At 43.3% G+C, this 21,429-nt stretch carries 17 protein-coding genes, 4 rRNA genes and 1 riboswitch; of the genes, 3 read left to right on the forward strand and 18 right to left on the reverse strand.

The window, feature by feature from the left end; all coding sequences use genetic code 11:
- The first annotated feature begins 110 nt into the window (after positions 1–110).
- Both tal and EVU92_RS00105 read left to right on the forward strand, forming a co-directional pair.
- Entirely contained in the window at positions 111–1,061 is a 951-nt protein-coding gene (tal, locus tag EVU92_RS00100) for a transaldolase (protein WP_130049535.1), read from the forward strand.
- 186 nt (positions 1,062–1,247) lie between these two features.
- A complete protein-coding gene (locus tag EVU92_RS00105; protein ID WP_054554247.1) occupies positions 1,248–1,436 on the forward strand; it encodes a DUF3545 family protein in 189 nt (62 codons plus the stop codon).
- 32 nt (positions 1,437–1,468) lie between these two features.
- On the opposite strand, the gene ung is transcribed toward EVU92_RS00105, so the two are convergent.
- The 16 genes from ung to EVU92_RS00185 all read right to left on the reverse strand — a co-directional run bounded on the left by ung (position 1,469) and on the right by EVU92_RS00185 (position 17,528).
- Entirely contained in the window at positions 1,469–2,143 is a 675-nt protein-coding gene (gene ung / locus EVU92_RS00110) for a uracil-DNA glycosylase (RefSeq protein ID WP_130049536.1), read from the reverse strand.
- Positions 2,140–2,997 (reverse strand): cobalamin-binding protein, encoded by an 858-nt coding sequence (locus EVU92_RS00115; protein WP_130049537.1) that lies wholly within the window; start codon positions 2,995–2,997, stop codon positions 2,140–2,142. The genes ung and EVU92_RS00115 overlap by 4 nt, the downstream gene beginning before the upstream one ends.
- Position 2,998: 1 nt before the next feature.
- A complete protein-coding gene (gene cobO / locus EVU92_RS00120) occupies positions 2,999–3,598 on the reverse strand; it encodes a cob(I)yrinic acid a,c-diamide adenosyltransferase (protein ID WP_130049538.1) in 600 nt (199 codons plus the stop codon).
- Entirely contained in the window at positions 3,595–5,091 is a 1,497-nt protein-coding gene (locus EVU92_RS00125; protein WP_130052192.1) for a cobyric acid synthase, read from the reverse strand. The genes cobO and EVU92_RS00125 overlap by 4 nt, the downstream gene beginning before the upstream one ends.
- Positions 5,091–5,618 (reverse strand): bifunctional adenosylcobinamide kinase/adenosylcobinamide-phosphate guanylyltransferase, encoded by a 528-nt coding sequence (gene cobU / locus EVU92_RS00130; RefSeq protein WP_130049539.1) that lies wholly within the window; start codon positions 5,616–5,618, stop codon positions 5,091–5,093. Before cobU ends, EVU92_RS00125 begins: the two co-directional genes overlap by 1 nt.
- Positions 5,615–6,421, reverse strand: a complete 807-nt coding sequence (locus EVU92_RS00135; protein WP_130049540.1) for an adenosylcobinamide-GDP ribazoletransferase — start codon at positions 6,419–6,421, stop codon at positions 5,615–5,617. Before EVU92_RS00135 ends, cobU begins: the two co-directional genes overlap by 4 nt.
- Before the next feature lies 1 nt (position 6,422).
- Positions 6,423–7,484 carry a nicotinate-nucleotide--dimethylbenzimidazole phosphoribosyltransferase gene (gene cobT, locus EVU92_RS21700; protein WP_130049541.1) on the reverse strand — a complete coding sequence of 354 codons (1,062 nt, stop codon included), beginning with the start codon at positions 7,482–7,484 and terminating at the stop codon, positions 6,423–6,425.
- Between the two features lie 3 nt (positions 7,485–7,487).
- Complete coding sequence (locus EVU92_RS21705; RefSeq protein WP_130049542.1) at positions 7,488–8,504, reverse strand: iron ABC transporter permease; 1,017 nt, start codon at positions 8,502–8,504, stop codon at positions 7,488–7,490.
- Complete coding sequence (locus EVU92_RS00150; RefSeq protein ID WP_130049543.1) at positions 8,470–9,300, reverse strand: ABC transporter ATP-binding protein; 831 nt, start codon at positions 9,298–9,300, stop codon at positions 8,470–8,472. The genes EVU92_RS21705 and EVU92_RS00150 overlap by 35 nt, the downstream gene beginning before the upstream one ends.
- 80 nt (positions 9,301–9,380) lie before the next feature.
- Positions 9,381–9,519, reverse strand: a riboswitch (cobalamin riboswitch).
- A gap of 12 nt (positions 9,520–9,531) precedes the next feature.
- Positions 9,532–10,149: a histidine phosphatase family protein gene (locus EVU92_RS00155; RefSeq protein WP_130049544.1), complete on the reverse strand. Its 618-nt coding sequence runs from the start codon at positions 10,147–10,149 to the stop codon at positions 9,532–9,534.
- Between the two features lie 69 nt (positions 10,150–10,218).
- Positions 10,219–10,647, reverse strand: coding sequence for an FKBP-type peptidyl-prolyl cis-trans isomerase (locus EVU92_RS00160; protein ID WP_130049545.1), 429 nt, complete (start codon positions 10,645–10,647; stop codon positions 10,219–10,221).
- A gap of 293 nt (positions 10,648–10,940) precedes the next feature.
- Positions 10,941–11,055: ribosomal RNA gene (rrf, locus tag EVU92_RS00165) — 5S ribosomal RNA — on the reverse strand.
- Between the two features lie 58 nt (positions 11,056–11,113).
- A 5S ribosomal RNA gene (gene rrf / locus EVU92_RS00170) occupies positions 11,114–11,228 on the reverse strand.
- Between the two features lie 124 nt (positions 11,229–11,352).
- Positions 11,353–14,235, reverse strand: a 23S ribosomal RNA gene (locus tag EVU92_RS00175).
- A 278-nt stretch (positions 14,236–14,513) separates the two neighbouring features.
- Positions 14,514–16,054: ribosomal RNA gene (locus EVU92_RS00180) — 16S ribosomal RNA — on the reverse strand.
- The 16S, 23S and 5S rRNA genes sit together here, the layout of an rRNA operon.
- Before the next feature lie 616 nt (positions 16,055–16,670).
- Positions 16,671–17,528 carry a tetratricopeptide repeat protein gene (locus EVU92_RS00185; protein ID WP_130049546.1) on the reverse strand — a complete coding sequence of 286 codons (858 nt, stop codon included), beginning with the start codon at positions 17,526–17,528 and terminating at the stop codon, positions 16,671–16,673.
- 83 nt (positions 17,529–17,611) lie between these two features.
- Here EVU92_RS00185 and EVU92_RS00190 point away from each other — a divergent pair, with 83 nt between their 5' ends.
- A complete protein-coding gene (locus EVU92_RS00190; RefSeq protein WP_130049547.1) occupies positions 17,612–18,925 on the forward strand; it encodes an amidohydrolase in 1,314 nt (437 codons plus the stop codon).
- Position 18,926: 1 nt separating this feature from the next.
- Here EVU92_RS00190 and EVU92_RS00195 read toward each other — a convergent pair whose 3' ends face one another.
- Both EVU92_RS00195 and EVU92_RS00200 read right to left on the reverse strand, forming a co-directional pair.
- Positions 18,927–20,837 carry a DNA topoisomerase III gene (locus EVU92_RS00195; RefSeq protein WP_130049548.1) on the reverse strand — a complete coding sequence of 637 codons (1,911 nt, stop codon included), beginning with the start codon at positions 20,835–20,837 and terminating at the stop codon, positions 18,927–18,929.
- Positions 20,838–20,902: 65 nt separating this feature from the next.
- Positions 20,903–21,379 carry a hypothetical protein gene (locus EVU92_RS00200; protein ID WP_130049549.1) on the reverse strand — a complete coding sequence of 159 codons (477 nt, stop codon included), beginning with the start codon at positions 21,377–21,379 and terminating at the stop codon, positions 20,903–20,905.
- Positions 21,380–21,429: the final 50 nt, after the last annotated feature.

Below are 21,429 nucleotides of genomic sequence, written 5' to 3' on the forward strand. Positions count from 1 at the left end.
CTAGTTTTCTGTATTAAGGACATTTGACCTATTAAACACTGTCATAGTGTTGCAGCATAAAGGCCGCTATAATGGATTTTCTTTTAACTTGCTTGGAATGAGGAAAGCAAATGACTTCAGCACTACAAAGGCTTAAACAACATTCATCTATTGTTGCAGATACGGGTGATATCGAAGCTATCAAAAAGCACCAACCAGAAGATGCAACAACAAACCCATCTCTACTTTTAAAAGCCAGTGAAATTGAAGCGTATAAGCCTTATTTAGATAAAGCGTGGCAATATGCCAAAGAAACCGAGCAAGATGCAGCTAAACAACTTGAGTTAGCATGTGATTACTTTGCTGTATTAATTGGTAAAGAAATTAGCGAAATCGTACCGGGCTATATCTCAACAGAAGTAGACGCACGTTTATCATTTGATACCCAAGCGACTATCGATAAAGCCCACACTTTACTAAGCCTTTACGAAAAAGAAGGTGTTAGCAAAGATAAAATCCTAATCAAAGTTGCATCAACGTGGGAAGGCATCAAAGCCGCTGAACAGCTTGAAAAAGAAGGCACTAAGTGTAACTTAACGCTGTTATTCTCTGAAGCACAAGCTCGCGCATGTGCCGATGCGAATGTATTTTTAATTTCACCATTCGTTGGCCGTATCCTGGATTGGCATGTTGCTAATGGTATGGAAAAACCAACTGATCCGCTAAACGATCCAGGCGTGCAATCAGTACGTAGCATTTACGAGTTCTACAAACGCCATGATTACAAAACTGTAGTTATGGGCGCAAGCTTCCGTAACACAGGCGAGATCATCGCGCTTACTGGCTGTGATAAGTTAACTATCAGCCCTGCACTTTTAGAAGAGCTTGGCCAATTAACTGATGCACAAGAGTACTTATTAGAAAGCGACTTTGCTGTTGAAGAAAAACCAGCACCACTGACTGAAAGCCAGTTCCGTTGGTTACATAACCAAGACGCGATGGCAACAGAAAAGCTTGCTGAGGGTATTCGTTCTTTTGCACAAGCGCAGCTTGAATTAGAAGCTCGTTTTAAAGCAATGTAATTTAAATTACAGCATTTTTTGAAACGCCACCGCTAGGTGGCGTTTTTGTTTCTAAAATAACTAAACCTTTGATCTATTCATCTATCAATCACACTTCTGTAACAGTATTGTCACTTTTTTATTCTATTTTTGAGCAGCCTGTGGTATAGGTATTTCCGAGGTTCAAAAAATCAATAGGAGAAGTTCATGGATAGCCTAGACGATATTTTAGAAATATTAGAAGGTCCTAGCACAACAAAAAAGACCTCTACAAAAAATAAAAAGAGAAAATGGCGCGAAATCGAAGCTCTAAAAGATAAGCATAGACTTCGCAAAGAACTACAGGAGTTAGACTATTTCACAGACAGCGTTGAGCTTGATGAATTAGACTTTTAATTAAAGGCCCGCAAGGGCCTTTTGCATTTGTGCTATAGAATTTGTGGCAACGACCAATTGATCGGCACTTTGTTTTGATCAATAAGTAGCTGGTTTGCCTTTGAAAAATGCTGACAACCAAAAAAGCCACGATGAGCAGAAAGCGGTGATGGATGCGGACCTTGAATCACATGATGACGCGAGGTATCTATGTGTTTACCTTTTTTCTGAGCATGTGCACCCCATAATACAAACACCACACCGTCACAGTGCTGGTTGATAAGCGCAATCACTGCATCGGTAAATTGCTCCCAGCCAAGGTGCTTATGAGAATGAGCCTGCCCTTGCTCAACAGTCAGTACAGTGTTGAGTAAAAACACACCTTGTTCTGCCCAACTTTGCAAATAACCATGATGTGGTATCTCAAAACCTTCAATATCTGTCGCCAATTCTTTGAACATATTTTTCAATGACGGAGGTAACTTTTTAACTTCAGGCAATACCGAAAAACAAAGACCATGGGCTTGACCTTCTCCGTGGTATGGGTCTTGCCCTAAAATAACCACTTTGATTTCATTTAGTGGTGTGACATCAAAAGCAGAGAAAACCTGCTCATCTTTTGGATAAACGGTAACACCCTCTGCTCGCCTATCTGCCACATATTGCAAGGTTTCTTGCATGTAAGGTTTCGCAAGTTCGGTATCTAGAAATGTTTGCCAGTCGATCATTTTGAAGCCTGTATTTGCTGACGAGAAATGTCTATTTTACCACACATATCAGTCAAGCCATCAAGCATACGAGTTGTAAAACGGTGCAATAAGTCAGCGTTCACACTAATAAACTGGTTATGCTGCACCGCTGGCAATTCGGGCCATTGGCGCCAATCAATTTTAGGCTGAGGCTTTTTCGATTTTTCATCTGGAATAATCACCACTTCAGGTTTGGCAACCAATACATTTTCAATACTAATACGCGGATAGTCGGTATCACTATTAGCAAACACATTGTCGGCATGGCAAATGGTTAATAGCTGATTGATCCAAGTGTTTCCACCAACTGTCATCATAGGTTCAGGCCATAATTGATAAAACACCGACACTTTCGGTTTGCCCTTTTGAGCTGTACGAATAGCATTGAGTTTATCTTCAAACTCTTTGGCAACTTTATTTGCCTTTGTTTGCAAATGCGTAAGCGTACCCAGTTTACGTAGTTCATCGGCAACATTATCAACCTGATTAGGATTACTGTAAGCAACTGGAATACCTAGCTTTTCAATATAAGCGAGATCTTCAGCTTTGTTACCCGTTTTCCAAGCTAGTACAAGATCCGGTTTTAACGACAACAGTTTTTCCATGTTAATGCCGTAATAACCACCTACTCGTTCAATATCATTCGCTTGCAAAGGAAAGTCAGCATAGTCAACGGTACCAACAATGCGCTCACCTGCACCAATCGCAAACAGGTTTTCAACGATATGCGGCGCTAAAGCAACAATGCGCTGTGGCTTGTTTATTTCATGGGCCTGTGTAAGTGCCGGTAAATAAAATAAAAAACCTAAGAGTGCAAACTTAATGGCCTTCATGTTAATAATCGAATCCTTTTTGCGCTTTGATACCGGCATCAAAAGCATGTTTTACGTTTCTGACTTCACTGACTGTATCAGCTAAGTCGGTTAGTTTACGGTGCGCACCACGACCTGTAATAATCACCGATTGCATAGCAGGGCGAGAGCTAATTGCCTCTAGCACTTCGTCTAAATCAATATAGCCGTAGGTGATCATGTAGGTTATTTCGTCTAGCATAACGAGGTTAATCGACTCATCCTTCAGCATTCTTTTTGCTTCTTGCCATGTCACTTGCGCAGCAGCGGTATCTGACTCTTTATTTTGTGTTTCCCAGGTAAAACCTGTGTTCATAATGACAAATTCAACCCCAGCTTTTTCGAGTAAGTTACGTTCACCACACTCCCATGTGCCTTTAATAAACTGGCACACAGCCGCTTTCATTCCGTGACCTACCGCACGTGCTACAGTGCCAAAACCAGAGGTAGATTTGCCCTTACCGTTGCCAGTTATAACTTGAAAAATCCCCTGCTCTTTTTGTGCCGCAGCAATACGTTCGTCTACTTTTTCTTTTACTTTTTGCTGGCGTTGTTGGTGCTTATCTTGATTCTGTTCGCTCATTGTTGTTCCTTATGCTCTAAATTGAAGTTCTCATAAATATTGATGATTTGTTCAATATCGAGATTCTCTGCTACCACGTTCGCTAAACGGCTTAACTGTTGTTCACGGTTTAAATTAATATCAATTGGCTTAATTTGGCTATTTGGAGCAAGCCAAGTTGTTAACTCGCCCACGCCCTCTGGCGTATCGAACAAGCCGTGTAAGTAAGTACCCGCCACTTGGTTATCATCGCTAATAAAACCATCCTCTTTAAATCCACTCGGGTGATTATTAAAACTCAAAAATGGCTTTTTAAGTGCTGATCCTTGGCTTATCCCGGCGTGAATTTCATAACCTGAAATTGCGTTATCGCTATTATTTAAATGAAGTATGCCAGATACTTGGCTTAGTACTTTTTGCTGCCCTAATTGCGTTTTAAAGTCAGCAAGCCCTAGTCCTTCTGCACTACCTAAATTAGATTCAACAGCATGTGGATCTTCTAGGTAATTGCCTAACATTTGTAGTCCACCACATATACCGAGTATTTTACCGCCATAGCGTAAATGACGTGTTATTTGTTTATGCCAACCTTCATTTTTTAAAAAGGCTAGGTCACTTAAAACATTTTTGCTACCAGGGATAATGATCAAATCGACATTAGGAATAGCTTGAGTATGACGTACATACTGTAAATCGATTTCTGGTTGTAATCGCAGTGCATCAAAGTCGGTATGATTACTAATATGAGGCAATAACAAAACTGCTATCCGTAATTGCGGTTTATCGACCTGATTACTTATAGCAACAGCATCCTCTGCATCTAACGCTAAGTCATGTAAATAAGGTAAAACCCCAAGCACGGGCTTATTTGTATATTGTTCTAACCAATCTAAACCGCCTTGCAATAACGCAATATCACCCCGAAAGCGGTTAATTACAAAGCCTTTAACTCGCGCCTGCTCCGACTCAGACAATAACGCTAACGTCCCAACTAAGTGAGCAAACACACCGCCTTTGTCGATATCAGCAATAATAATTACCGGGCAGTCCACCGCTTCAGCGTAACCCATATTAGCAATGTCATTTTCACGTAGGTTGATTTCTGCAGGACTGCCAGCTCCTTCAACGACCAATAACTCAAAACGCTCACTTAAGCGCTGCTGCGAAGTAAGAACCGCATCCATGGCCACTTTTTTATAATCGTGGTAACTGCCCGCTTCCATATTCGAAAGCGCTTTGCCATGGACGATAACCTGCGCCCCTGTATCGCTATTGGGCTTTAACAAGATAGGGTTAAAATCGACTTCTGCGGGCACTTTTGCTGCTATAGCCTGCAGAGCTTGTGCTCGACCTATCTCGCCACCATCAGCGGTTACAGCGCTATTTAATGCCATATTTTGTGGCTTAAAGGGGGCAACCTTAATGCCTCGCTCTGCAAAGATCCGGCAAAGAGCTGCTACAAGGGTACTTTTACCTGCATCTGAGGTCGTGCCTTGCACCATTAATGTTTTCATCATTGTTCTCTTTTTAAGGTTTGTGCAAGACCTGCAATCACAAACTCAACACGTGCAACTTGCTGTGCTAAGGCTTGATGCAACCAACCTGAATGATCAACAAACTGACGGCTTAATTCACCTAGCGGCACGATACCATGACCCACTTCATTGCTGACCAAGATCACCTCACCCGGCAATTGCACTAGCGCATCGAGTAAGGCCGCTTTTTGCTCAAGCCAAAATGCCTCACCATGCTGGCATAAGCAATTACTCAACCATAAGGTTAAACAGTCCACTAGAATACAGTTTTCAGCTCGGCTATGTTGTTGTAGTGCTTTAGCCAAATACAAAGGCTCTTCAACAAGTTGCCAATGCTTACTTCGTTCTATTTGATGTTTACTAATTCGGGCAGCCATTTCCTCATCGCCAGCGTTTGCGGTAGCAACGTAGATAAGCGGTTTGTTTGAATTAGTTGCCAACTGCTCAGCAAAACGACTTTTACCACTGCGAGCACCGCCTAAAATTAAAGTATGTTGTTGGCTCATAATAGACTCACCAAGCAAAGGTAGGTAACAAGCTCTGACACTTGCTGGGCAGCACCTAGGCAATCGCCAGTATAGCCAGATAATTGTTTTTCAAACCAGCGCTTTAATAATAATCGAGTAACAAAAAGCCCGCTAATGAGTATCAGTAATTGCCCTAGAGTGAAGCCAAAAAACAACCATGCTATTGCCAAGACTGCGCCGCCAGTTGCTAGCAGTATTTGATAACTTTGTGTGCTTAAATGCATCGCTATTGGTTTTACTTTAGATGTGGCATCCTGACTTACATAATCCATATCTGCAATTAAGCTTGTTGCTACAACTCGGCTTAGGCTTTGCCCTAGAACAAGTGCAATAACAAGAATACTGGTTGCTTCGGTGAGTGCGACGAGTGTTTGGTACTTAATTAATAAAGCCATCACTAACGCCGCTGCACCATACGTCCCTAAGCGACTGTCTTTCATAATGTTGAGCTTATCTGCAACGTGCCAACCACCACCAAAGCCATCCCACACATCAGCAAGGCCATCTTCATGAAATGCCCCAGTAATTATCAAGCTAAAGGCCATAACTAACGCTATTGCTATAGCAGCGGGGAATAACCAGTTCAACAACAAAAAGCTTAGCGCTAAAAGTACACCTAATAACACCCCGACTAATGCAAAATAACGGCTGGCCTGATTGAGTGCCGTGCTCGATACTACAAAGTTTAATTTAACGGGTATGCGCGTTAAAAAGCTAAGCGCCAGTAAAAATAGCTGAAGCTGACTTGGGGTAGTATTTGATGTGTTAAGTTCAGTGCTCATATTAAACTACTTGCTCAACATTGGCATCGGCAAAACTTGCCATGTCATTGTAAAACGCCAAAGATGCTTGCAATAAAGGTAAGGCAAGCGCAGCCCCGGTGCCCTCTCCTAAACGTAAATCAAGCTGCAATAAAGGTGCTGCATGCAAGGCATTGAGCATTGCTTTGTGCCCTTGTTCATCAGAGGCATGAGCAAATATCATGTAATCGCGAGCGTTTGCATTAATCCGAGTTGCAACAAGTGCAGCTGCAGTACAAATAAAGCCATCCACGATCACAGCCATGCCAAGCTCGGCAGCAGCTAAAATAGCACCGGTGATCTGAACAATTTCAAAACCACCTAATGCCGCAAGCGTCATTAGTGGATCGCTAAAATGAGCTTGGTGTAATTGAAGGGCTTGCTCGACAACCTTGATTTTTTTAGCAACAACCTCGTCACTCACGCCTGTGCCTTTACCAACACATTGACTGGCAGGTAACGACAACAAGGCAGCCATCAATGCCGCAGCACTTGTGGTATTGCCAATGCCCATCTCACCAAAGGCGATGGTATTGCAGCCTTGCTCATAGAGTGAATGAACTCGCTGCTTTGCTAATTCAACCCCTTTCTTAACTTGGCTAAGAGACATCGCCATTTCGGTATTTAAAGGTGCGGTGATTTCACCTAAACGCTGGTTATGCACACCTTTACCATGTGCAGTACTGAGGGTTCCGGCATCAACAATTTCGAGCTGCCAACCTAGCTGACGACAAAATACATTGATCGCTGCGCCTCCTGCTGCAAAGTTTGCCACCATTTGTGATGTAACGCAGCTAGGAGCAATTGACACCCCTTGGCTTGCAACACCATGGTCGCCAGCAAATACAACCAGAGTAGGGCTAGAAATAACCGGTTTGAAGGCTAGAAGCGCCTGCTCTCTATCGAGCTGCTTTGAGAAAATAAGCGTTAATTGTTTAGCACAGCTTTCAAGCTGACCTAACGCACCAAGCGGCTTCGTTTTAAGGTCTATTTTTTGTTGAATAATAGCTGAAAACTGCTGGTTAATTGGCATGATATTAAACATTAACTACCTGCTCTGTTTACGAAAATACAGTAAGAATAAAAAAAACACGCTGCCGATAGCTGCTGTGATCACACCAACGGGTAATTCTTGATTATTCAATAAGGTTCGGCATAGCACATCAACCCACACCATAAAAATACCGCCGACTAGCGAAGTCATGATTAAGTTATGGCTGCTGCCTTGTGGCGAAAAGTAACGCACAATATGTGGGATCATCAGGCCAACAAAACCGACGCCACCACACATAGCAACAAGCACTGCAGTTATTAATGAACTTAGCAGTAGCATCATGATCCGAAAGCGCTGTACATGAATCCCCAAAGTCGCGGCACTTTCATCACCAAGTAGCATTGCATTAAGCTGACGGCGAAAAGCAATCATCAGTGCCATACAGGCAGTAATAACTATAAATGGCATCCAAAGAGTATCCCACTGCGCACGAGAAAAACTGCCCATGGTCCAAAATAAAATAGCTGTAATGGCTTGAGGATCACTAAAATAAAGTAGCAAACTAGTCATAGCACTAAATAAGAATGATAAAGCAACGCCGGCAAGTAACATGGCTTCAACTTGGCCAACATGGCGACGGCCTGCAATAGCAATGAGCAACAGCATAGAGAGTAAGCTTCCGGCAAATGCTGCAATTGACATACTAAAACCAAAACTCACGCCTGTTAGGGCTATAAAGCACACGACACCGAATGAAGCTCCCGAAGAAATTCCAAACAAATAAGGATCAGCAAGTGGGTTTCGGGTTACGGTCTGCAAAATTAATCCCGCAAGGGCAAGCCCAGATCCCGCTAAAAATGCCAGTACGGTTCTTGGCATGCGTAGCTGCCAAATAATACGCTGCACAAACTCATCGCTACCTTGGCTAAATAAGCCATCAAATACTTCACTCAGTGGTGTATTAGCAGCACCAAAGCTAAGAGCTAAAAAGCAACTAATAAGCCCAACTAGGATACAGACACTTAAACGTATTGCATCAGTCACGATGATACTCCTGAGTCTGATAACCATAGAAGTAAGTAATGTGTGGAATATACTTATCATTGTTTGATTGGGGATGAGCAGATACTGTTGCGCATACACCAAATACATCACTTAACAGCTGCTCTGTTAGTACCGCTTTTGGTTGTCCCTGACAAATCAAGCGACCTTCATCAATCACCAGTAATTCATCACATAAACTTGCTGCGAGATTTAAATCATGGAAAGAAGCAAGCACAGTCACATCGAGGGACTTTGCTAATTCCATTATTTGAATTTGGTATTTAACATCAAGGTGGCTAGTTGGTTCATCCATGATCAACAGCTTAGGCTGCTGTACGATAGAGCGTGCAATGAGCGCTCTTTGCTTTTCGCCACCAGAGAGAGAATCAAATGCTTGCTCACTATGATGCGACAAACCAACCTGCTTAATCGCTTGATATATTCGCTGCTTATCTTTGACAGAGGTACCGCTGAAAAGTCGTTTATGAGGGGTTAAGCCCAGACTCACAACATCAAATAATGACAAATTAAACTGCGATGGAGACTCTTGTAAAACCACCGCAACCTGCTTTGCATATTCATCAGCACTGATTTGCCAAATATCTTCACCGCTTAGCAGCACGGCTCCTTGCTGAGGTTTCAAGTAACGATAAAGACAGCGCAGCAGACTTGATTTACCAGCACCATTAGGGCCGAGTAAACCGATAAATTGCCCTGCTTTTAATTCAAGGCTAATTGATTTAAGTATGGTTTTATTCGCAGTACCCCAACTTAAATCAGAAACTGATATTAATGGCGCAGCGCTAAGGCTATTTTGTTGCAAGTTTATTCTCTCTTGGCGAGTAACAGCAACGCACAAGAAAGCACTGGTAAGTACCAGAAAATGATGTGAGTTGACCCGCTCGATGATTAATTGTTAGTGCTAAGTATCTGGCTAACCATTATTTAGATGGATTACAGTTGCGGGAACAGCTGGAGAATTGCACTCCATTCCATAGCATATGAGTATTATGGCGGGCTAAGTAAATAATTCAATGAATATCGCTCTAGATGGCTAAAAAACAATTTTTGGCCAAGCCTGTCCTTGTTCATCAATATATACATCGAGTGTTATAAGCCCAGCATATGGGAGATGGAAAACATTTAAATGTGTAGCTGATTGTTTAGGCATTTGACAAACAATAGCTAGAATTTGTTTGATCACACCAGCGTGGCTAATTACTAGTGACTGAGTATGTTTAGATTCACACAATGATTCTAAAAACGTTTGCCACCATGTATCTACTCGAGTATAAAAATCAGCCATAGCTTCACCATTCGGTACTTTTACTTGCCAAGGATGCTGCCAAAAATCACCGATATGAGGTTTACTTGTTTGCTGCCAAAGCTGCTGGTAGTCTTGGCCATCCCAATCACCAAAATTGAACTCTTTCAGAGCGTTATAATACCGAACGTTCAATCTGTGTTGATTTGCTAAATAGTCAGCATGAACTGAGCAACGCTTCAGCGGTGAGCTATATATGGCATTTAAATTTTTGAGTTCAGCTGAGGCTTGGCGCATTTGTCTATAGCCTTGTTCAGATAAATCAACATCGACTTGCCCAGAAAGAATTCCAGGCGTAGCTATTTCGCCATGGCGAAGAAAGTAAACTCGTGAAGCAAATGCGTCCATAATGTTCCTCAGTAACCAATAGTGAACGTTAACGCGTTTTAATTACTCTGTCGAGTTATGCTAAGGAAGTCATGCTAAACGCATTAATCGAACGTCAAAATGAAGCACTGCATTTGCGCCAATCTTGCCACCGTTACCTTTTTTACCCCAGGCAAGCTCTGGAGGGATCACAAATTCATAACGAGAACCAATATTCATTAGCAACAAGCCTTCTTTTAACCCTTCGATTGCTTCAGATAATGCAAACACCTCTGGCATACCCGCTTTGTAACTGTCGGCAATCACAGTGCCATCAGCAAGCATAATGCGCTGATTAATGACTACTGTGTCGAACTCTGTAATTCGCTCCCCTTCAAGCTCATCAATCACTTTATACATTAAACCCGACGAACATAGATGTGTATCAGGATGAGATGAGAACTTAGCAATAAATGCTTCACTATTTTTACGATTTAAACCTGAAGAGCCTTTCGACTTGGTTGTTTTCTTACGAGACACATCAAACCTTAATTGTATTACAAATTTAAAACGCTTTATCGCATAACAAAGTCAGTGAAGCAAGGACAAGTATCGTCTGTAGCGAGTTAGCGAGAGTAAAGTTACAAGCTAGAAAGGGGAAAGATACGAGTTAGAAAAGGGAAAGTTTGAGTGTCTGGCGTAGGTTGGGTAGAGCTCAGCGAAACCCGATACAGAGCTTTCAGCCGTCAGCGATCATTCAGCTGACGTCTGAAAGCTGACAGCTAAAACGCAAAAAAGCCCGACTCTTTCGAATCGGGCTTTCTTTAATAGGATCCTGGCAATGTCCTACTTTCACATGGCAAATGCCACACTATCATCGGCGCTGTTTCGTTTCACTACTGAGTTCGGCATGGGGTCAGGTGGGTCCAAAACGCTATTGTCACCAAGAAAATTCTTTTCAATTTTCTTATTATTTTAAATTTTAAGTCTTACGACTGAATTTGGAGCCTGGCAATGTCCTACTTTCACATGGCAAATGCCACACTATCATCGGCGCTGTTTCGTTTCACTACTGAGTTCGGCATGGGGTCAGGTGGGTCCAAAACGCTATTGTCACCAAGCAAATTTGGGTCGTTAATCGCTTTAGCAATCAACTAAAATCTGGAATTCTGATATCAAGTAAATGTCTACTTTAGTTTCTTAACTTCTGTCTGTTACGCTGTCACAAAACGCGTTTGGCGTTGTATGGTTAAGCCTCACGGGTAATTAGTACAGGTTAGCTTAATGGCTCGCACCACTTCCACATCCTGCCTATCAACGTTGTAGTCTTCAACGGCCCTTCAGAGACTTTAAAAGTCTAGTGAGAACTCATCTCGAGGCCTGCTTCGCGCTTAGATGCTTTCAGCGCTTATCAGTTCCGAACGTAGCTACCGGGCAGTGCCATTGGCATGACAACCCGAACACCAGCGGTTCGTTCACTCCGGTCCTCTCGTACTAGGAGCAACCCCTCTCAATTCTCAAACGCCCACGGCAGATAGGGACCGAACTGTCTCACGACGTTCTAAACCCAGCTCGCGTACCACTTTAAATGGCGAACAGCCATACCCTTGGGACCGACTTCAGCCCCAGGATGTGATGAGCCGACATCGAGGTGCCAAACACCGCCGTCGATATGAACTCTTGGGCGGTATCAGCCTGTTATCCCCGGAGTACCTTTTATCCGTTGAGCGATGGCCCTTCCATTCAGAACCACCGGATCACTATGACCTACTTTCGTACCTGCTCGACGTGTCTGTCTCGCAGTTAAGCTGGCTTCTACCATTACACTAACCGTACGATGTCCGACCGTACTTAGCCAACCTTCGTGCTCCTCCGTTACTCTTTGGGAGGAGACCGCCCCAGTCAAACTACCCACCAGGCACTGTCCGTAACCCCGATTAGGGGCCAACGTTAGAACATCAAAACTACAAGGGTGGTATTTCAAGGACGGCTCCACAAAGACTAGCGTCTCTGCTTCAAAGCCTCCCACCTATCCTACACATGTAGGTTCAATGTTCAGTGCCAAGCTGTAGTAAAGGTTCACGGGGTCTTTCCGTCTAGCCGCGGGTACACAGCATCTTCACTGCGATTTCAATTTCACTGAGTCTCGGGTGGAGACAGCGTGGCCATGGTTACACCATTCGTGCAGGTCGGAACTTACCCGACAAGGAATTTCGCTACCTTAGGACCGTTATAGTTACGGCCGCCGTTTACCGGGGCTTCGATCAAGAGCTTCGTCCGAAAACTAACCCCATCAATTAACCTTCCGGCACCGGGCAGGTGTCACACCGTATACGTCATCTTGCGATTTTGCACAGTGCTGTGTTTTTAATAAACAGTCCCAGCCACCTGGTCACTGCGGCTCCCGTCCGCTTAGAGAGCAAGTCTCATCACAGATAGGAGCGTACCTTCTCCCGAAGTTACGGTACGATTTTGCCTAGTTCCTTCACCCGAGTTCTCTCAAGCGCCTTAGTATTCTCTACCTGACCACCTGTGTCGGTTTGGGGTACGATTCGGTATAATCTGAAGCTTAGAGGCTTTTCCTGGAAGTATGGCATCAACAACTTCACACCCTTGGGTGCTCGTCTCGTGTCTCAGTCTTAAGAGTCCGGATTTTCCTAAACTCTCAACCTACTCACTTTCACATGGACAACCAACGCCATGCTTGTTTAGCCTGCTCCGTCCCCCCATCGCAATTATACCAAGTACGGGAATATTAACCCGTTTCCCATCGACTACGCCTTTCGGCCTCGCCTTAGGGGTCGACTTACCCTACCCTGATTAACATGGGATAGGAACCCTTGGTCTTCCGGCGTGCGGGTTTTTCACCCGCATTATCGTTACTCATGTCAGCATTCGCACTTCTGATACCTCCAGCATACCTCCCGGTACACCTTCAACGGCTTACAGAACGCTCCCCTACCACTCAAACAAAGTTTGAATCCGCAGCTTCGGTGCATAGTTTAGCCCCGTTACATCTTCCGCGCAGACCGACTCGACCAGTGAGCTATTACGCTTTCTTTAAAGGATGGCTGCTTCTAAGCCAACCTCCTGGCTGTCTGGGCCTTTCCACATCGTTTCCCACTTAACTATGACTTTGGGACCTTAGCTGGCGGTCTGGGTTGTTTCCCTCTTCACGACGGACGTTAGCACCCGCCGTGTGTCTCCCGGATAGTACTTTACGGTATTCGGAGTTTGCAAAGGGTTGGTAAGTCGGGATGACCCCCTAGCCTTAACAGTGCTCTACCCCCGTAAGTATTCGTCCGAGGCTCTACCTAAATAGATTTCGGGGAGAACCAGCTATCTCCCGGTTTGATTAGCCTTTCACTCCTAGCCACAGGTCATCCCCTAACTTTTCAACGTTAGTGGGTTCGGTCCTCCAGTTGATGTTACTCAACCTTCAACCTGCCCATGGCTAGATCACCGGGTTTCGGGTCTATACCTTGCAACTAAACGCGCAGTTAACGCTCGCTTTCACTACGGCTACCCTAATCGGTTAACCTCGCTACAAAATATAAGTCGCTGACCCATTATACAAAAGGTACGCAGTCACCCTCGAAGGGCTCCTACTGCTTGTACGTACACGGTTTCAGGTTCTATTTCACTCCCCTCACAGGGGTTCTTTTCGCCTTTCCCTCACGGTACTGGTTCACTATCGGTCAGTTGGGAGTATTTAGCCTTAGATGATGGTCCACCTATATTCAGTCAAAGTTTCACGTGCTCCGACCTACTCGATTTCACTTAAGATGCATTTTCGTGTACGGGACTATCACCCTGTATCGTCAAACTTTCCAGAATGTTTCACTAACACATAATAAGCTTAAGGGCTGGTCCGGTTTCGCTCGCCGCTACTTCCGGAATCTCGGTTGATTTCTGTTCCTACGGGTACTTAGATGTTTCAGTTCTCCGCGTTCGCCTCGTTAACCTATGTATTCAGTTAACGATACCTGCAAGCAGGTGGGTTTCCCCATTCGGAAATCCTAGTCTCAAGCGCTTTTTACTAGCTTGACTAGGCTTATCGCAAGTTAATACGTCCTTCATCGCCTCCAACTGCCAAGGCATCCACCGTGTACGCTTAGTCACTTAACCATACAACCCAAACGGGTCTTTGTTAGTGACAGCTGTTAACTTCGCCAGAAGTTAATTCATCAAATAATGATGAGAATACTAAAGTAGATACCAATTAATCTTTCGATTAATGGCATATTTTTTACTTTTGAAAACTCTTTATAGATACGAATATCTATAAGAATTTTAATATCAGCTTTCCAAATTTTTAAAGAGCATATTAATTAGTTAAACCAAGCGGTTTAGCTAACTAACAATCATCTGTGTGGACACTACGAACAAATAAGTTCTAAATCGTATAAGGAGGTGATCCAGCCCCAGGTTCCCCTAGGGCTACCTTGTTACGACTTCACCCCAGTCATGAATCACTCCGTGGTGAACGTCCTCCCGAAGGTTAGACTATCCACTTCTGGAGCAACCCACTCCCATGGTGTGACGGGCGGTGTGTACAAGGCCCGGGAACGTATTCACCGCATCATTCTGATATGCGATTACTAGCGATTCCGACTTCATGGAGTCGAGTTGCAGACTCCAATCCGGACTACGACGCACTTTAAGTGATTCGCTTACCCTCGCAGGTTCGCAGCACTCTGTATGCGCCATTGTAGCACGTGTGTAGCCCTACACGTAAGGGCCATGATGACTTGACGTCGTCCCCACCTTCCTCCGGTTTATCACCGGCAGTCTCCTTAGAGTTCCCGACCGAATCGCTGGCAACTAAGGATAGGGGTTGCGCTCGTTGCGGGACTTAACCCAACATCTCACAACACGAGCTGACGACAGCCATGCAGCACCTGTATCAGAGTTCCCGAAGGCACCAAACCATCTCTGGTAAGTTCTCTGTATGTCAAGTGTAGGTAAGGTTCTTCGCGTTGCATCGAATTAAACCACATGCTCCACCGCTTGTGCGGGCCCCCGTCAATTCATTTGAGTTTTAACCTTGCGGCCGTACTCCCCAGGCGGTCTACTTAATGCGTTAGCTTTGAAAAACAAGTCCGAAGACCCGAGCTTCTAGTAGACATCGTTTACGGCGTGGACTACCAGGGTATCTAATCCTGTTTGCTCCCCACGCTTTCGTACATGAGCGTCAGTGTTGACCCAGGTGGCTGCCTTCGCCATCGGTATTCCTTCAGATCTCTACGCATTTCACCGCTACACCTGAAATTCTACCACCCTCTATCACACTCTAGTTTGCCAGTTCGAAATGCAGTTCCCAGGTTGAGCCCGGGGCTTTCACATCTCGCTTAACAAACCGCCTGCGTACGCTTTACGCCCAGTAATTCCGATTAACGCTCGCACCCTCCGTATTACCGCGGCTGCTGGCACGGAGTTAGCCGGTGCTTCTTCTGTAAGTAACGTCACAGCTAAGTGCTATTAACACTTAACCTTTCCTCCTTACTGAAAGTGCTTTACAACCCGAAGGCCTTCTTCACACACGCGGCATGGCTGCATCAGGCTTGCGCCCATTGTGCAATATTCCCCACTGCTGCCTCCCGTAGGAGTCTGGGCCGTGTCTCAGTCCCAGTGTGGCTGATCATCCTCTCAAACCAGCTAGGGATCGTCGCCTTGGTGAGCCATTACCTCACCAACTAGCTAATCCCACTTGGGCTAATCTTATGGCGTGAGGCCCGAAGGTCCCCCACTTTGGTCCGTAGACATCATGCGGTATTAGCAGTCGTTTCCAACTGTTGTCCCCCACCATAAGGCATATTCCCAAGCATTACTCACCCGTCCGCCGCTCGACGCCAGAGGTGCAAGCACCTCTTCGTTTCCGCTCGACTTGCATGTGTTAGGCCTGCCGCCAGCGTTCAATCTGAGCCATGATCAAACTCTTCAATTAAAAGTTTTTTCTGTCCCGAAGGACATGCTCAATGAATTCTGAATTTTGATTCTTTCGAATCGAATTGACTGTGCTGAAACAAGTAAACTTGTTTCCGTTGGTCACTCAGTTCAATTGAGACTCTAAATTTGTTTGCGCCATCTAGCGAACTAGAATCGGCTGTTAGAACTCAATCTGTACGAGTGCCCACACAGATGATTGCTTTATATTGTTAAAGAACGTTGCGACGTTGTCGCTAGGGATGCGTATAATACATCCTTAATTTTTCGAGTCAACACTTAATTTTAAACTTTCTTTTTAGACCGTTTTAAACCGAAGTTTTACTTAACTCTCTGCTACGTTGTTCAGCGTCTTTCGTTGCTGCCCGCCGTGTCAGTGGATGCGCATTATAGGGATGCGAAGAATTAACGCAAGCACTTTTTGTAGAAAACTACTAAAAACTTACCTTTCGCGCAAAAAACAAGCTAAAGGCAGTAAAAAACACAGTTTACTGTACAAAATACAGCCAACTTTTCTCGAGAGGATCTTAAGTATTATCGATATTAGGTAATACGCAAGTTTTTAAATAAAAAAAGCGCCACTATTTTTAATGGCGCCTTTATCAATCAACTCTGAATTAGTACAAGATACTATATAACTTACGGCGATACTTAGATGCCAAGGCATCACCATCAGGTAAAGAAGCGATAATTTCTAGATAGGTTGGTTTTGCATCTGCGTAATTAAGATCTTTTTTGAGTACATTAAATAACATCTCTAAAGCTTCTTCTTTACGGCCCGCACTATTAAGAGCATTACTTAGTTCTACTTTTATCTCTAAATCATTTGGGTATTTTTCAACTTTATCTTGCAGTGCTTTTATTTCTGGTGAATCTGTTGCAGCTAATGCTTGTTCACACTTTGCTTGAATATTTGTGAAATAAGCATCACGTTCACTTTCTGCAACCGAATCTAATAATGCTTGTGCATCTTCCAATTTATGAATTTGAATGCAGATATCAGCTAAAACTAACTTTACACGTGTATGGTTTGGAGCAAGCTCATAAGCCTGCTTTGCATAGTTAAAAGCATTGTTTAAGTCTTGATTAATTAACGCTTGCTTAGCCTGCTCTAGTAATAATTCGTGTTGAGCTGGTAAATGTTTGGCTAGCGCATCGCGAATTTGCTGCTCTGTTTGAGCGCCAGGTAACATATCTACAGGCGCTGAATCTTTTAACATCACAAGTGTAGGTAATGCTTGTAAACCGATTTGCTGTGCAAGTTGTCCTGCAAGTGCCTGCTCAACATCACAATCTAATGTTGCTACTAATAAATGCTCACCATATTCATGTGCGATTTTTTCTAAAATAGCAGCTTGCTGATGACACTCTGGGTTTTGCGAAGAGTAAAAAGTAAGTAATACTAATTTTTCAGCGGACGTTTCACCCAATGCTTGCTGCAAATTTTGCTGGGTAAGTTTTATCATATTATTCATTTGATCGATTGCACTATATAAGTATTTAGGTTTTTATATAGTGGCAAACATAACAATTACAAGCCCCACGGGTCGAGGTCATTATGAAATTATCTACTATTTCTGCAGCTTTGTTACTTCTTAGTCCATTCGCGCAAGCAATAACACTAGATTTAAACCTTCAAAAAACCATGCCTGAGATTGAAAAGCTTTATTTAGATTTACATCAATCTCCTGAGCTGTCTTACCACGAAAAACAAACTGGCCAGAAGCTAGCAAAAAAATTAAAGCAACTAGGCTTTACTGTTACAGATAACGTGGGTGGTTTTGGCGTTGTTGGGATTTATAAAAACGGTGATGGCCCAACAGTCATGATCCGCACTGATACTGATGGATTACCAATTGTTGAGCAAACTGGTAAACCCTATGCCTCTAAAGTTACTGTAACAAATGATGCTGGTGCAACCGTTGGCGTAATGCATGGTTGTGGTCATGATATTCACATGAGTTCATTTATTGGCACAGCTCAACAGTTAATGACACATAAAGATCAGTGGCAAGGTACTTTAATGATGGTCGCACAACCAGCAGAGGAAGTAGGTGGTGGTGCAAAAGCCATGCTTAAAGAAGGGCTTTTTACTAAGTACCCTACTCCAGATCATGTTATTGGGTTACATGTAAGTGCCAGTGTTCCTGCTGGTAAAGTCAGTATGAAAACAGAATACACGATGGCTAGTGTTGACTCTGTTGATATTACTGTAAAAGGTAAAGGGGGTCACGGTGCCTATCCACACACAACAATAGATCCAGTTGTGATTGCTTCACGTATTGTGTTGGCACTACAAACAATTACTAGTCGCGAATTGTCACCACTAGAGCCATCAGTGATCACGGTAGGCTCAATTCACGGTGGCTCCAAACACAATGTCATTTCAGATGAAGTAAAACTACAACTTACACTGCGCAGTTATAACCCTGAAGTTCGCTTACAACAAATTGCAGCGATCAAACGAATTTCGAAAGGCATCGCATTAAGTGCGGGACTTGATAAAAGTTTAGCACCTGAAGTATATGTGCATGAAGATGAGTCAATTCCTTCAACATACAATAATCCAACTCAAACCAACTTAGTACGTTCAGCGATTGCTAATGCGATTGGTGAAGACAATGTACTTGAAACTGAAGCTGTAATGGCTGGTGAAGACTTTGGCCTTTATGGTCGTACAGAACAAAATGTACCAATTACTTTGTTTTGGTTAGGGGGTGTTGAACCTAGTCAATATGATGCTGCAATGCAATCTGGCGCAACATTACCTTCTTTACATTCAAGTAAGTTTGCACCTGATTACAAAAAGGCGCTTCCTACAGGGATAACTGCAATGAGTAATGCCGCGGTTGCCCTATTTAACAAAAAGTAGTTTAGGCTGACCTAGCTCTAGGCTTAGCCTTTCTTTTAAAACGTCGCTTTTGCGGCGTTTTTGGTAATTGGGCAAAAACTTGGCTGTCGCACTGTTTGGCTTGATCAACTAAAGCATGTAACTCAGTCAGTAATGGCGTTAAAAATTGCTGATAACTCATATGCTGTTCAGCTATATTCCCTAATGATGCTTCCCACTTAGCAGTTAAGTCAGGGCTAGCAAGCTGCTCAGGTAAAGTGCTAATAAGCGCTTTACCTGTTGCCGTAGCTAAAATATTTTTACCCTGACGCTCTAAAAAGCGGCGCTTAAATAAAAGCTCGAGAATACCTGCCCGTGTAGCCTCAGTACCTAGTCCATCAGTTTCTTTAAGGATCTTTTTAATCTCAGGGTCTTTCACATAGCGGCTGATGCCTGTCATAGCACTTAATAAGGTAGCATCAGTAAAATGTGCTGGCGGTGTCGTCATTTTGTCTACCACGTCACCTTGATTACAATGCAGCTGCTGACCTTTTTCAAGAGCAGGTAAGGTTTGCTCATCTTTTAACTCTGTTTTGCCCATTAATGTTTTGAAGCCTAAGCTAACATCTTGCTTAGCAGCGGCTTTAAAAAGTCCACCAGCAATCTCGACTGTTACTTTGGTTTCGTTAAAGACATAGTCAGAATAAAACTGGATTAAATAATGACGACAGATCAACCGATAGATTTTTTGTTCATCACTATTTAATGATGCTGAGCGAAGTTGTTTTTCGGTAGGAACAATAGCGTGGTGTGCCGCAACTTTGCTGTCATTAAAACATTTACTCCGCTTGCTGGTGTCAGCTTGCTTGCAAGCTTCACTTGCTTGGCCTTCATTATTAGCAATAGCAGCAATAATACTCGCTGCATCTTTATGATGCTCTTTTGGTAAATAGCGATTATCTGAACGAGGATAAGTAATTAACTTATGACGCTCATACAAGCTTTGGCAGGTATCTAACACCTTTTGTGCAGGCATTGAAAACGCTTTTGCCGCATCGATTTGTAAAGCTGATAAATTATAAGGTAATGGTGCTTGTTGTTTTTTTTGTTTTTGCTGAAGGTCAACCACTTTAGCTGGTTGATTAGTTATACGTGATACAACATTTTCAGCAAGCCCTCTATGTAATACTCTCCCCTCCTCATCTTGATAAGGTTCGCATGCTTTACTTGGTTGCCACTTAGCTGAAAATGTTTGCTGCTGCTCAGTTTCAAGATGAGCTAATACTTCGTAAAAAGGTTTCGCTACAAAGTTAGCTATTTCATTATCACGATTTACAACAAGACCTAAAATAGGTGTTTGAACACGACCTACAGATAACACATTACCAAACCCTGCTTTTTGCCCAGCAAGCGTATAAGCCCGAGTTAAATTCATGCCAAATAACCAATCAGCACGTGAGCGAGCTAATGCAGACACACTCAAGGGAATAAAATCGCGATTCGACTTTAAATTATTAAGTGCTTTTTTAACTGCACTTAAGTTTAAATCGCTTATTAATAGTCGTTGAATTTGCTGTTTTTTGGCTTTACTCAGTTTGACCTGCTCGATCACTTCATCAACCAATAGCTGGCCTTCACGGTCAGGGTCGCCAGCATGAACGATTACGCTTGCCTGCTTAATAAGCTTTTTTAATACGGTGAGTTGTTTGCGTGTTTTTGCTTTAGGTTTTAATTGCCATTGCTCAGGCACAATAGGTAAATGCTCGAATCGCCACTTTTTAAAACTTGTGTCGTAATCATCTGGCTCGGCTTGTTCAAGTAAATGCCCTATACACCAAGAGACACAATCACCATTACCAAGCTCTATATAACCATCCTGTTTTTTATGAGGTTTAGGCAGTGCATCCGCAATGGATCGCGCCAATGACGGTTTTTCGGCAATGTAAAGTTTCATAACGCAACACTAATACTGTTTTTATAAACAGTATTCTAGCACAGGAATTTTAACTTAGGAATGGCTTACGCCTGCTGCCGGCGTCGGGTGAAAAGGTAAATAAGAGGTAGATAACACACAACCACTGTACCAACATTGATTAAAGGTAACAGGGTTTTATACATATAGGTGCTGTACGATAAGTCCCAAAGATGACGATCGACTAAACGAAACAACTGTAATATGGGAGCCATTATAACGACCAGTTGCCCTAAAGCACTTTGCCATAAATAGACTTTGTCTTTAATCCCCAAGTAGGCAATTAAAGCCATCCAAGCAATATCATTAAAAGCCCACACAACATAGCGCCACACATAAATATCATCAAATGCTTTTAGAGCAGAATAAATAAGAGTTCCGAACAAGAAGAAGGCTGCCGTGATAACAGCAAAGTAAAGTGCGGGCCAATCTTTACGAAGATAAAATACAAAAATAGCCGGGCTCAGAATGAACACCCAGCTATGATCTAATGTCACAATGACAGAATCAATCCAATGAGGCAAAGTTACTCACCTTGCGTTTTACCATCATCATTGTCATCGCCACCGCCGCC

It is taken from the genome of Pseudoalteromonas sp. MEBiC 03485, assembly GCF_004195145.1.
In the GTDB taxonomy this organism is placed as follows: domain Bacteria; phylum Pseudomonadota; class Gammaproteobacteria; order Enterobacterales; family Alteromonadaceae; genus Pseudoalteromonas; species Pseudoalteromonas apostichopi.